Below are 14484 nucleotides of genomic sequence, written 5' to 3'. Positions count from 1 at the left end.
CCTTTAGCGACGCAGTCACCGATATCTGCCTTTAATACCCATCCGGCGCCGTGAATCCGCCACTGATGCTTTCGCAGAACTCCGCAAAGTTAATCGTCACATCATCGTGAAAATGCCCGGAGATGATTTGTATGCCGCACGGCAGTTCATCCGTCGTTTTCGCCAATGGGTAGACGGTGGCAGGCAAACCAAAAACCGTTGCCAACATGTTCCAGAACAGATGTTCGTTGTAATCCTGCGGTTCGCCGTTGACGATAAGCTTGCGCTTACGCACCGGCTGCTGCATGTGCGCAAAGGCCAGCACCGGGCTGACGGGTGTCAACAACACGTCATAACGGGCGAAAAGGGTTTCTATCACCCGGCTGTATTCGCGGCGGAGTTTGTCTGTGTGCAGCTGTTCGTCGCTGTCGTTCAGCATGCCCTGGTAATAGCTCGCCATCCCCTCAGGCACATCCGCCAGCTTGCCCACCAGCTTGAAGCCCAGCGCCGCCAGCCCGGCGGTCAGGCGCTGGCGTCCATTGAGCGCCGTGCCTACCAGTCGGCCGCTGAGTTTGACAGCCATATCAAACAGCGCGTCGGGATCGATGTCGGCGGGCATAGCGTCATCAACCTCCACGCCTGGCTGTGCGCGTAACCTGTCGATAAATGATTGAAAACGCTGTGCGACCTGTTGGTCTATCTCATGGTGGGGTGCACCAAACCACGTGCACACGCGGTAGTTTGCTTTGGCCTGATAACGGCTAAAATCGGGAATACGCGGCGGTTCCACCCAGAATGCGCTCAGCGCGCGCATCATCAGACGCAGATCCGCCGCGCTGCGCGCCATGGGCCCCGCCGTCGAGAGATCCGGCTCATTCGTCGCTTGCGGGCCACCGCCGGGCACATGTCCTCTGACCGACATCAACCCCAGGCTACAGCGATGGGCATAAACGCCGGTGTAGTGTGCGGGAATGCGCATTGAGCCAAACAGATCGCTGCCAAATTCCACGGGGGTGAAATCCGCCGCCAGCGCCACCGCCGCCCCCCCGGACGATCCGCCAGGTGAACGTTGCCTATCCCACAGGTTATGGGTGGTGCCGTACAGATCGTTATAGGTTTGCCAATCTGCGGTCATCATCGGCACATTGGTTTTGCCCATCAGGATCGCCCCGGCGGCGCGCAGGCGCGCGATAGAAGGAGCATCCTGCGTCGCCCGGTTATCTTTCAGATGGCGGGCGCCGGATGTGGTTAACCACCCCTGTACATCAAACGATTCCTTAACGGTGCAGGGCAATCCGTGCAGCACGCCCGTCGCGCGCCCCTCCAGCCGCTCGCGATCGGCGCGCGCGGCGGCCTCCAGCGCCAACGCATGGTGATGCTGCACCACCGCGTTCAACGGCTCGTTAAATTGCGCCATGCGAGCAAAATAGTGATTCACCAACGCCACGGAGGTTGTTTCCCCGGACGCCAACTGCGCCAACAGCGTCCCTGCACTACGGTAGCTCTGCTCACTCATCGCCCTTTCCTCCCTGTTGAGCGCGCTTACGCCGCCGCGCCAGATTCTCGCGCGCGGCACCGACCTGCGACGCCTCGGCCTGTGCCAGCACGACATCGCTGGCTTCGGGCAGGTTGTGCCGTTGGTCATTGAGATAACGCGCTACATCCGCAATGGTTGGCAGACGGAACAGGTCGACAATGGGGATCTCCTGCCCGATAAGAGCCTCCAGCGCCTGCTGAATACGCACTAACTCGATAGAACTGCCCCCCAGCGAGAAGAAATCGTCCTCGACCGACACGTCGCTCACCCCGAGCACCTCCTGCCAGAGCGCCACCAGCCGCTGTTGCAGCGCGCCGTCCGCCTGAATAGGGGCCACGCCGTCGCGCTGGTGGGCGATTTGTTCGCCCTGCAGCTGCAACTTTTGCCGATCCAACTTGCCGTTGGCGGTCAAGGGAAAATCGGTCGCCAGCACCACGTTGCTCGGCAGCATATAGTCAGGCAGTTGCTGACGCAGGCTGTGAAGCATGGCGTCTTTGTAGCCCTGCATGTCCACCGGCGCGGCAGTTTCGCTCGGTTTCTCATAGGTGGAGAAATCGCGCATCAAGGCGGCGGCACTGCCCGCATCTTGCCCTAGCGCGCCCCCCACGGTGCAATGGACATAGCGATGGTGCGGCGATAGTTGGAAGTGCGATGCCACCGCGGAAAAGTCCGCCATCCCCAGTTGACACAGCCCCAATCCGTAACGCGGCGCATCGTCCTCCAGTAAATGGCAAAGGGTGCCGGCTTCCATCACTGAGAAGTGCCAACCGGCCTCTTGTCCATAGAGCGGCGCGATCGCCGCCATATCGGCCACCATAAACAGCGTGAATGCCGCCCGATCGGCAATAGACTGATTGGGACCGGCGTGGAAAGCGCTGTTCAACACCACCTCTGGCGCCACCGGCATCAGGCTGCCCTCACGCGGGTTGAAGTAGTAAATACCGGAAACCCCTTCTTCGATTTTTTCAGGATGCAGGTACACGTAGGTTTGCACCGGGTATAACCCCCCGGCGGACGCATAGGCATACTTGGCAAAAGGCAGACCAGGCAAACGCATCTGCCCCAAGCCCGACAGCAGTTGCCCCAACTGTGCCAGCGTGGTTTTTTGTCCGCTGAAATGGCGATAACTGCGGCGTTTGATGTAACGTGCGCTATCCGCAGGTACCGTCAACGCAATGCCCGGACCATTCAGCACGCGAATATGCGATTCCTTGAGCTTGAACGCCAGGCGCTGCGCCGGATTCACAATAATGCCCTGCTCCAGCGCTGCGGCCTCGGCCTCCCTGGCGTGCAATGCCTGCGCTTTGTGGCGATCGTGCAGTTTGGCAAAAGCGACCAGCCGACGATGTTGCGCATTGCCCACCGCCACCACCACCGACTGCTCTACATCAGGATGGCGAGCAATGCAGCGCTCGATCTCACCTAATTCGACGCGGAAACCGTTCACCTTCACTTGGGTATCGTTGCGCCCCAAAAAGGCAATTTGCCCATCGGCAAAATAGCGCCCGCGATCCCCGGTGCGATACACTCGCTCGCCGCTCGCCTCCCGCCACACAAAGCTCGCCGCGGTTTTCTCCGCGTCGTTCAGGTAGCCTTGCGCCAGCCCCATACCACCGATGCAGATCTCCCCTTCCACGCCGACCGGACACTCCTCCAGCTGCGCATTCAACACGTACATTGGCTGGTTGCGCAGTCCACGGCCGTAGGGAATGCCGCTCCACGCCGGCTCCACCTCAGCTATCGGGTAGTACACCGACCAGATGGCGCATTCGGTCGCACCGCCCAGACTGATGATCGCCATCTTTTCATTGAGCCGCTCGCGCATCTGCCCCGGCAACGTCAGTGGGATCCAGTCGCCGCTCAGCAGCGCCAAACGCAACGTCGGATAGCACGCCCGATCGCCGCCGTGGTATTCACACAGCATCTGCATCAGCGCAGGCACCGCGTTCCAGACGCTCACGCGGCCATGCGCCATCACCGCCTGCCAATGACGCGGATCTTTCTCTCGCCCCGCCTCCGGCAGCACCAGCGCCGCGCCCACCATAAAAGGTGCGAAGGCGTCGTACACCGACAGGTCAAAACTCAACGACGACAGCCCGAACAGCCGATCCTGCGCGTTGAGGCCAAAGCGTTCGTTGATGTCCTCCAGCGTGTTCATGGCGGCGCGGTGGTCGAGCATCACCCCTTTCGGCGTACCGGTGGAGCCGGAAGTGAAAATGATATAGGCCAGATCCGTGGCCTCCGCCGCCACTGCCGGCAGCGGCGCGGCGGGCGCGTCCAGCATCCCGTCGTCGATGGCCAGCGCGGGCAGCGACGGCGCCAGCGCGGCAAGGCCCGGCTGCGTCACCTGCACCCGCACCTCGCCCGCCGTCAGCAACAGCTGGCGACGCTGTGGCGGCAGCGCCGGGTCCACCGGCAGGTAGACGGCACCCAGTCGCAAGATGCCGTGCACGGCGGCGATCTGCTGCCAGCCTTTTTCCATCACCACCGCCACGCGATCGCCGTGCCGTACGCCCAGCGCGAACAGGGCGCCGGCCACATTATCCGCCGCCGTCGACAGTTGGCAGTAGGTCAGTTCGCGGGCCGGGCTGATGAGCGCGGTCGCCTGTGGCGTCAGTGCCGCCTGACGCAAAAGCCCGTGATGCAACAGCGCCGTCGGCGCGGGAACCTGCGTGACCGGTGCGCAAACGGCGGGCAGCGCCAGCACGTCTTGCGTCTCTTGCCAGCATTGTGGTCGCTGCGCCAGTGTGTGCAGCAGTTGGCGATAACACTGGAACATCTGATCCATCAGCGCCGGTTCAAACAACTGCTCCACGACGTCCCAGTTGAAATGCAATTCTCCGTTGCGCTCCATCACCTGATGATCGAGCCACACCTGCGGCGTCTGCGAGACGCTGTACTGATCATCCTGCGACTGGCTGAACAGCGTATCGTCCGTTTCCCAGCGCGCCTCGTCCTGATTGAGCAGGCTGGTGAACACGATAGGAATCACCGATTTCGCCGGATCGCGATGGGTTTGCACCAGCAGGCGGGAGACCTGGATACCGCCAAACAAACGGTTATCCAAATCGCGCCACAGCTGGGCGTGGATCGCGTTGGCCCGTGCCTGCAAGGTTTCTCCCTGCGACAGGTCAATCTCCAGCTGCGTCAGTGCCGTAAAGTCACCCATCAGGTGATTGATATCCGCATGCAGCGGCAAACGATTGAACAGCGTCAGGTTAAGGCTAAAGTGCGGCGAGGCGCTAAAGCGCGCCAGCACTTGAGCAAACCCCGTGAGCAGCAACGTAGTAGGCGTGATACCCATTTGGCCCGCCTGCGTTTTCAAGCGTTGCCAGATGGCTCGCGGCAGGCGATGGCTACGGCGCACGAACGTGGGGTTATCCAGCTTCGCGGGATCGATGCGCAGCGGTAAGCGTGGCCCCGGCGGCAGGGTCTCGACGCGGGCGCGCCAGTAGTCACGCGCCCGTTCAAACTGCGGCGTTTTCTCGTAGGATTTCAAGGTCAGCACATAGTCGCGGAAACTGTACGTCAGCGCAGGCAACGCCGCCTGCGGATGGCGATAGTGATACGCCAGTTCCCGGATAAACAGCTCCAGACTCCACGCATCGGCCACCAGCAGATCGATAGAGACATGCAGCCGGGCTTTTTGCTGCGGATCGACCACGACTTCCATTTGAAACAGGGGCCAGCAACTGCAATCAATGATCTGATGCGAGAGGGTGTCACGCAGTGCGCAGCAACGCTGTTGAAACGCGTCCTCGCACGGAGTGGTATGGAAGGCAACGTGGTATTCCGGCACGTCTGGCAAGACCTGCTGCATACCGTCATCGCTGACAATGGCGCGTAACATGCCGTGCCGCGCAATCACGGCATTGAGCGCACGGTTGAACGCCGTTTCATCCAGCCCTTGTAGTTCATATTCGACATAGATATGGGTCGAAATATTGCCCAGCCCCAGGGATTTGCGCCGCCCAACCCAATAGGCTTGCTGCACGTCCGTCAGCGGAAAAGGCAGATGCTGCTGGTCAGGAGCAAATACCGGGTCAGGCAACGCGGAAACCTCTACCTCACTGCCGTCTTGTTCGAGCAGATAACGGCTTAATCCCTCGATGGTGGGATCGGCAAAGAATGCGCTTAGCGTGCAGGTGGTGCCGTAATGTTGCTGAATATCATACAAAATGGTTGAAGCTAACAGCGAGTGCCCACCCAGTTCGAAGAAGCTGGCATGGGGATCGTCAATGCTGACGCCGAGCGTGCGTTCCCACATCGCCGTCACCGCAGCGACAATCTCGGATTTTGAGGTGCAGGATACGGCGTTCGACGATACCTGAAGAGACGTGGCAGGCCGCACGGCCTCGACCCAATAGCGTTGCGGCGCAAAGACCGTCCCCGGCAGGACGATTCGTTGACTGCCCCGCATACGCTCCGCCGCATCCACCCAGCGCCAATCCAGGCTAACGCCCGCCAACCATAGCTGCCCCAGCGCCTGTAACACTGCGCGGTTGGCATCCCCCGCCGCGTCGTCCAGCGTCAGAGACAAAACGCCGGGTTGCGCAGAGGGAACCGTCGGCCCATCGTCAGGCGGTTGGCCCGCATTCAACCCGCGCCATGCCTGCGCCAGCGTACAGTCACCACGCAGTACGGCAGCTGCATAGCAACCGTCGCCGACGCCGTGCGGCGCCGCATTCAACGTTTCCCGTTCTTCAATCAGCGCGATCAGCGCATATTGACTGATAAACGTCCGTTGCGCGGGCGTGAGATCGCGCAGGCGGGCCGCTTCGAGCGGAAAATGGTCCAACAGTTGTCCCACGGTCCGGGACAACGCCTCAGAACACGCCAGCCAGTCACTGAGCGTATCGGGTTCGACAGAAAAACGGTGCCCCAACCGCCAGCTAATCGTGCTGCCGGAGGTTGCCGTCACCGCCGGTGCGTCGTGGAACTGTCGGGCTAACTGGGCGCAATCCTCCGCGATGACCCACTTGCGTACCGGGGCGGAGAGGCGCCCGTGACGCAAGGTGTAAGCCACGTCTTGTAAGCGCGTCTCCGGATGCGCGGCCAGCTCCGCCAGCAAAGCGTTCTGCAGCTGTTCCAACGCGTCGGGGGATTTTGCCGAGAGCGAGACGGCAACAGGCCCCGCCTGCTGCGCCAAAGTCTGCGGCATCGGCAATGGGGCTTGCACCACCAAATGCGCGTTGGTGCCGCCCAATCCGAACGCGCTCACGCCGGCTGTGCGTGGCGTGGCGCTTTCCGGCCAAGGCGTCAAACGGGAAACCACCTCAAACGGGCTGCGCTCCAGCTCCAGTTGCGGGTTGGCCCGTTGAAAATTCAGCGTGGGATAAAACACCCGGTTAGTGAGGCTCAGCACCGTTTTGATGAGTCCGGTGACGCCGGATGCCATCTCCACGTGGCCCACGTTGGGTTTCACCGCCCCCAGACGCCACGGCGTCGCGCTCGGCGCTGCCGCTCCAAACGCGCGTTTGATGGCCGCAAATTCGATAGCGTCGCCTAACGGGGTGCCACTGCCGTGAAGTTCCAGATACTGAATTTGCTGCGGCGTCACCCCTGCCAGGCTTTGCGCCTCAATCATCACCGCTTCCTGACCCTCAACGCCCGGCACGGTATAGCCGCCGCGCGCGCCGCCGTCGTTGTTGATGGCACTGCCCTTGATGACGGCAAGGATGTTATCCCCTTGCGCCTGCGCGTCCGTAGCCCGCTTGAGCAGCACCATGCCCAAACCGCTGCTGTACACCGTACCGCTAGCCTGCGCGTCGAAGGTGTGGATCAGGCCATCTTCCGCTTGCAGTCCATCGCCACGCGAGTCATAGCCGCGCTGATCCTCCATGCGGAACGTGACGCCCCCCGCCAGCGCCATATCGCACTGTCCGCTCAGCAGGCCCTCGCAGGCCAGATGAACGGCCACCAGCGAGGTGGCGCAGCTGGCCTGAACCGTCACGCAAGGACCGGTGGTGTTCAGGCGGTAAGCCAGTTGGGACGTCAAATGATCTTTGTCATTGCCGACCATGATCTGCAGACCGCCGAGTTGCGCGAGCTTGTCCGGGTTGCTCATCAGGTGGGTAAGCAAATAGAAGCTGGTGCTCACGCCCGCATAGAGGCCGACGCGCACGTCATGCTCCTGCGGGTGGTAACCGCTTTGTTCAAACATCTCCCAAGCGCAGGTCAGAAACACACGCTGCTGCGGATCCATGATTTCCGCTTCCGCGCGGCTGTAGCCGAAAAAGCCGGCGTCGAACTCCGCCATACGCTCATACACATTGTTCAGCGTGATCTGATTGTAGCCGTCACACGGGGTCACTTTCGGCGCCAAAATGTTGCGTCCGGTACGCAGCACCGTTTCGAACTCAGCAACGCTGTGTACGCCGGGGTAGCGGCAGTTCATGCCGACGATGGCGATATCGCTTTCACTGTAAGTCATCAGTTTTTCCTTAACGTTGACGCTGGTGACGGCGTACAAGCCGCTGTTGGGCGCGGGATTGGGAGACGTCACGCTGCTGCGTCTGATTCACCATCTGTGCACCGTCCAGCGTAGCCTGCAAATAACCGGCGATTTTTTTCACGGTGGTTAAGCGAAACAGCTCGGCAATGGGTACCGTGACCTTGAAAATTTCCTCGATGCGGCGGTGCAACAGCACGATCTGAATCGAGCCGCCCCCCGCTTCAAAAAAGTTGTCGTTCAGTCCGATCCGCTCTCGTTGCAGTACCTCGCACCAGAGTGCGGCCACCTGCTGTTCACAGGGCGAGGCGTGCGCGAGAGTTGCCGTCTCCTGTGGTGTAGATTGCGACATACGTTGGGTAACCTCGTGGGCCAGTGCCGCCTGGTCAATTTTGCCGTTGCCGGTCATCGGCAGCACGTTGAGAAGAAAGAGATGTTGGGGCAACAGGTAGTACGGCAGTTGCGCGGCTAACTGCGCGCGGACGTGCGCCAACAGGTCGTCGACATCTTCATTTTCTGCAGCGGTGATAAAGGCGTGCAGTTGCCCTTGATGGCACACCACGGCTGCGCTCCCCACGCGGTCAAGCCGTTCAAGATGGCTTTTGACTTCGCCCAGTTCGACGCGGAAACCGTTCACCTTCACTTGGGTATCGTTGCGCCCCAAAAAGGCAATTTGCCCATCGGCAAAATAGCGCCCGCGATCCCCGGTGCGATACACTCGCTCGCCGCTCGCCTCCCGCCACACAAAGCTCGCCGCGGTTTTCTCCGCGTCGTTCAGGTAGCCTTGCGCCAGCCCCATACCACCGATGCAGATCTCCCCTTCCACGCCGACCGGACACTCCTCCAACTGCGCATTCAACACGTACATTGGCTGGTTGCGCAGTCCACGGCCGTAGGGAATGCCGCTCCACGCCGGCTCCACCTCAGCTATCGGGTAGTACACCGACCAGATGGCGCATTCGGTCGCACCGCCCAGACTAATGATCGCCATCTTTTCATTGAGCCGCTCGCGCATCTGCCCCGGCAACGTCAGCGGGATCCAGTCGCCGCTCAGCAGCGCCAAACGCAACGTCGGATAGCACGCCCGATCGCCGCCGTGGTATTCACACAGCATCTGCATCAGCGCAGGCACCGCGTTCCAGACGCTCACGCGGCCATGCGCCATCACCGCCTGCCAATGACGCGGATCTTTCTCTCGCCCCGCCTCCGGCAGCACCAGCGCCGCGCCCACCATAAAAGGTGCGAAGGCGTCGTACACCGACAGGTCAAAACTCAACGACGACAGCCCGAACAGCCGATCCTGCGCGTTGAGGCCAAAGCGTTCGTTGATGTCCTCCAGCGTGTTCATGGCGGCGCGGTGGTCGAGCATCACCCCTTTCGGCGTACCGGTGGAGCCGGAAGTGAAAATGATATAGGCCAGATCCGTGGCCTCCGCCGCCACTGACGGCAGCGGCGTGGCGGGCGCGTCCAGCATCCCGTCGTCGATGGCCAGCGCGGGCAGCGACGGCGCCAGCGCGGCAAGGCCCGGCTGCGTCACCTGCACCCGCACCTCGCCCGCCGTCAGCAACAGCTGGCGACGCTGTGGCGGCAGCGCCGGGTCCACCGGCAGGTAGACGGCTCCCAGTCGCAAGATGCCGTGCACGGCGGCGATCTGCTGCCAGCCTTTTTCCATCACCACCGCCACGCGATCGCCGTGCCGTACGCCCAGCGCGAACAGGGCGCCGGCCACATTATCCGCCGCCGTCGACAGTTGGCAGTAGGTCAGTTCGCGGGCAGGGCTGATGAGCGCGGTCGCCTGTGGCGTCAGTGCCGCCTGACGCAAAAGCCCGTGATGTAACAGCGCCGTCGGCGCAGGGGCCTGCGTGACCGGTGCACAAACGGCGGGCAGCGCCAGCGAACTGTTCGGCACCCGCCAACCTTGCGGCGCAGTAACCAGCGCCTGTAGCGCATGGCAATAGGCGCCAAACATCTGATCCAGCAGCGAGGCATCAAACAGTTGTGCGACCGCATCCCAGTTGAAATGCAACTCCCCGGCCTGCTCCATCACCTGATGATCGAGCCACACCTGCGGCGTTTGGGTAATATTGGCATCCGGACACAGGGTAAAGCGGGTTGTGTCCTGCGCGGCCTGCGCAGGCGTCTCCTCGTGGGTATCCACCATACTGGTGAACACGACCGGCATCGGCGCGGGGAAACGGCCGCTGCGGATCAGCGCCTCGCTGGCGCGGATCCCACTGAAACGACGGTGTTCGAGATCTTCCCACAGTTGCGCCTGAATACGCTGGGCGTTGTGGGCATAAGCCTGCTGACTGTCGTAACAGACATTCAGTAGGCTGACAGCGGTAAAATCACCAATGACCGCCTCAGCGTTGGGGTAGCCCAGTGGGCGATTGAACAACGTCAGATTGAGCGTAAATGTCGGGCTAAGGCTCCAACGCGCCAATACCTGGCTAAAGACCGTCAGCAACAGCGCCGTCTTGGTGATGCGCGCGCGCTGGGCCAGCGCGCTCAACGCGCCCCAATCGTGGGCCGACAACCGATGATGACGACGCACGAACCTGATCGCCGGCAACTGTGCCAGATCGCCCTGAACGGGCAGTGCTGGAGGGCCATACAGCTGCGGCAGCGCCTGTTGCCAATAGGCCCGATCGCGCGCATAGGCTTCACCCGCCTGCTCTGCCAACAGCGCCTGCACGTAATCACGGAAAGAGAACGGCAGCCGCGGCAGCGACGCATGGGGATCGCGGTACAGCGTCATCAACTCCTGCTGTAGCGTACGCATACTCAGGGCATCGGCGATCAGCAGATCGAGACTGAAATGCAAGCGGCCCTGCCGCGCCGTGCAAGCCGAGTAGCTGAAATCAAACAGCGGCCAATGCTCCGCAGGATGCACGTGGTGCGATAGTCGATCGCGGATCGCCATCAAGGCATCATGATGCGCGCCGGGGGGCAAGGCACGCAGATCGCGCTGTTCGAGCTGATACGTCGGCACCTGCGCCAGAATCTGCTGAGTACCGTCGGGGAGTACCCGCGCACGCAGCATTTCATGGCGGGCGATCAGCGCATTCACCGCCTGGGTAAAGCGCGCAACGTCAAAGTGCTCGACGTCAAACTCATGGTAGACGTGGGTCGCGACCGAGGTGGCACCCGCCTGTCGTCCAAGCCAGTAAGCGCGCTGAACATCCGTCAACGGGAAAGGTTGATGACGATGCTCGGGATCGTGCGCCATCACCCAGCCATCCTGAGGCGCGGCTGCGTCTGTCGTAGATTGCTGTACGATACGCGCACTCAACGCCCGCAGCGTGGAGTAATGGAAAATGTCCTTAAGGGTCAAGGCACAGTGAAAGGTACGGTTGACCTCGGCCACCAGCGCCACCGCCAGCAAGGAGTGCCCCCCTAAACGGAAGAAATCGCACTCAGGTCCTGCGTTTGTTATCGGTAAATAGCGCCTCCACAGCGCCAACAACGCCTGTTCCGCGTCGCTCAGCGCTGGCGGCGGCGCGAGGGGCTCCTCGGCCACGAAATCCGCCGCCAACCGCTTACGATCGATTTTTCCATTGGCGGTGTTCGGGAAAGCGGTCACCCTCTGCCACAGCGTCGGCACCATGTAATCTGGCAGTTGCTGCCGGAGATCGTTTTTCAGTTGTTCGAACAGCGAGAGGGGCGCGCTGGTGACAATAAACGCCGCCAGTGCTTTGTGTAACGGCGCGCTTTCAATGCAGGCCACCACCGCACCGTCCACGTGCGGGTGTCGCGCCAGCGTCCGTTCGATCTCGCCTAACTCAATACGATAACCGCGCAGTTTGATCTGACTATCTTTGCGCCCCACAAAACACAGCTGCCCCCGCACATCGCACCTGACCAGATCGCCGGTGCGGAACATCCTGCCGCCGTGATACCCCGGTTCTGACAAGAAGCGCTGTGCGCTCAGCTCAGGCTGTCCATCATAGCCGTGCGCCACCCCATCCCCGGCGATATAAAGCTCGCCGTCAACGCCTCGCGGCACCGGATGGCCCTCCTCGTCCAGAATGTACACACGGGTATTGGCGATGGGCACGCCGAGGGTGATGTATTCGGCTTGGGTGATCTGCGCTTTCAGCGACCAAATGGTGGTTTCGGTGGGACCGTAGAGGTTCCACAGCGCGCCACAACCGCGCAGCAGTTCTTCCGCCACCTTCGTCGGCAGCGCTTCACCGCCCGCCAGTACACACAGTTGCGGGTCGCCACGCCACCCCGCCGTCAGCAGCCCGTGCCAGAATGAGGGCGTCGCCTGCATCAACGTTGGTTGATAGTCGGCAATCAACGAAATCATACGGAAGCTGTCCGCCGCGCGTTCAGCCTCCGTCAGGTAGAGGCTCGCGCCGGAGATCAGCGGCAACAGATACTCCAGGAACGAAATATCAAACGTGGGCGTCGTCACAGAGAGCAGCCGATCGTTCGGGCCTACAGCAAAGGTACGTTGCATATCCAACAGCAGGTTCAGCAATCCGCGGTGAACAACACGCACGCCTTTAGGTTCGCCGGTGCTACCGGAGGTAAACAACAGATAGGCCTGCGTATCCGGCAACAGAGCGCAAGGTGCGGGAAGCAGGGCCACGTTCGGCGTGTCCTGCATCGATTCCGGCAACGACAGCTGTGCCGTTTCCCCCCATTCTCCCGGTTGACGCACCACCAGACAGGCCAGACGAGCGCGTTGCATGAGGCGTTGCAAACGCGCCGGGGGCTGACGGAGATCGAACGGCACGTAGCACGCCCCCACGTACCACGTCGCCAACAGGGTGGCAATGACATCGCTGTGGCGCGGCAACAGTACGCCGACCCGATCGCCCGGTTGTATGCCCTGCGCCTGAAAACGCGCCGCGATGGCCTGCACGCGCGCCCAGAGTGCGGCGTACGTCAGTGTGCCATTGTGCTGCTGTATAGCCAGTTGCGTTGGGTGTTGCACGCAGCGCTGTTCGATGATGCGCAGCACATCCTGCGGCGCGGGCCACAGGACGTCAGTGGCATTGAGCGGGTCGCGTTGGGGCGTTGCGGCCTCCGGTGCCTGCAGAGGGATCGCCGCGATCGGCACCTCCAGTGAGGAGGTCAGCGCCAAACAATGCTGGCGCAGCGCCTCGGCAATCTGCTGAACCACGTCGGCATCGTAAAGCCCCAGATTGAACTCAAAGGCGACGTCGAACGTGGCATCGTTTTGGAACACCTCGACCGTCATGTCGTACTTGACGGCCTGATTGTGATACGTCACCTGCTCCCAGTGCGCGCCGGCCAAGGGAAAAGCGCGTGGGGTCACGTGGTTATGATAGATATACAGGATCTGGAACAACGGCGAATGGGAAAGACTGCGCGGGAGATCCAGCGCATTCACCAAGCTTTCAAACGGCAGTTGCTGGCGTCCCAACGTTTCTTTCACGCTGGCCTTCACGCGCTGGAGCGCGTCGCGCCCCACCTCAACCCCGCTAAAATCGGTGCAGATAACCGCGGTGCTGGCATAGTAGCCGATGCTGTTCTGCAACTCCGGGCGAATGCGTCCCGATACCGGCGTGCCCATCACCAGCCGTTGTTGCTGGGCGTAACGCATCAGCACCAGTTGGAAGGCGGTCAGCATCAGTACGAACGGCGTCGTTTCTTGCGCGCTGGCGACCCGTTTCAACGCGCGGCTTAATGCTGCATCCAGGGTGATGCTGAACCGGGCGCCATGCGCAGAGGGTTGCGCCGGGCGCGGATGCAGCGACGGGAAGGTCGACAGGAGAGGCGCATCCTGCAAACGCGCGCGCCAGTGGGCAAGTTCGGTCGCCAGCAGGGTGTCCTGGAACCATTCGCGCTGCCAGCAGGCATAATCGGCATATTGCAGCGGCAACGGCGGCAACGACGTCTCATCACCGGCGAGCAATCGTGCATACTGCTGCTGTAACTCATCAAACAACAGCCGCAGCGAGATACCGTCGATGACGATATGGTGCACGCAAAACACCAGATGACTATCCTGTCCGGGCTGAACGATCTGTGTTACCCCCCACAGCGGGCCATGCGCCAGATCGAACCGAGTGTTTGTCACCCGCTGGATCGCCGCGTCTCGCGCTGAATCCGGAGCCTGCGCTGCTAACGTGACCGTATCGAAGATCAGCGCAGGCGCATCATCGATCACCTGGCAAGGCCGATCGTTGCGCACCACTATACGGGTGCGCAGGATGGCGTGGCGCGCCTGCACACGGCGCAATGCCTGCGTGAGCCTCGGTATATCCACCACGCCGTGCAAACGATACACCACATACAGGTTGTAGTTGATGGCGGCGTTGTCGTATTGCTGCAAAAACCATAACCGTTCCTGATTAAACGACAGCGGGATCGCCTGCGCCGGATCCGCCTTGATGATGGGAATACGGCTAGGCGACACGCCGGATTGCGCCAACTGTCGTAGTAACCTCTCCTTTTTATCCGCCGGGAGCGTTCGCGCTAACGCGGCATGCTGTATCGTCATGACCGTCCTTTCCTTATCGCTGCGTTGAACATCATTGCC

At 61.6% G+C, this 14484-nt stretch carries 3 protein-coding genes; all 3 read right to left on the bottom strand.

The features are described 5' to 3' along the window. Positions 1–31 precede the first annotated feature (31 nt). From clbL to clbJ, 3 genes are read right to left on the bottom strand one after another with little or no spacing between them, the layout of a single operon-like run. Positions 32–1495, bottom strand: a complete 1464-nt coding sequence (gene clbL, locus M6G53_RS02420) for a colibactin biosynthesis amidase ClbL (RefSeq protein WP_253328603.1) — start codon at positions 1493–1495, stop codon at positions 32–34. Beyond that, positions 1488–7949, bottom strand: a complete 6462-nt coding sequence (gene clbK / locus M6G53_RS02415) for a colibactin hybrid non-ribosomal peptide synthetase/type I polyketide synthase ClbK (protein ID WP_253328601.1) — start codon at positions 7947–7949, stop codon at positions 1488–1490. Before clbK ends, clbL begins: the two co-directional genes overlap by 8 nt. A 10-nt stretch (positions 7950–7959) precedes the next feature. Continuing rightward, positions 7960–14445: a colibactin non-ribosomal peptide synthetase ClbJ gene (gene clbJ, locus M6G53_RS02410; RefSeq protein WP_253328599.1), complete on the bottom strand. Its 6486-nt coding sequence runs from the start codon at positions 14443–14445 to the stop codon at positions 7960–7962. Positions 14446–14484: the final 39 nt, after the last annotated feature.

It is taken from the genome of Serratia nevei (assembly GCF_024160145.1).
GTDB lineage: Bacteria > Pseudomonadota > Gammaproteobacteria > Enterobacterales > Enterobacteriaceae > Serratia > Serratia nevei_A.
The sequence above is the reverse complement of the archived record's forward strand: the minus strand, read 5'-3'. Positions and strand labels throughout refer to the sequence as shown.

What these genes read in the sequence shown, in the direction of transcription:
- clbK (WP_253328601.1), bottom strand. Translation starts at nt 7,949, where the DNA reads ATGACTTACAGTGAAAGCGATATCGCCATCGTCGGCATGAACTGCCGC.
- clbL (WP_253328603.1), bottom strand. Translation starts at nt 1,495, where the DNA reads ATGAGTGAGCAGAGCTACCGTAGTGCAGGGACGCTGTTGGCGCAGTTG.
- clbJ (WP_253328599.1), bottom strand. Translation starts at nt 14,445, where the DNA reads ATGACGATACAGCATGCCGCGTTAGCGCGAACGCTCCCGGCGGATAAA.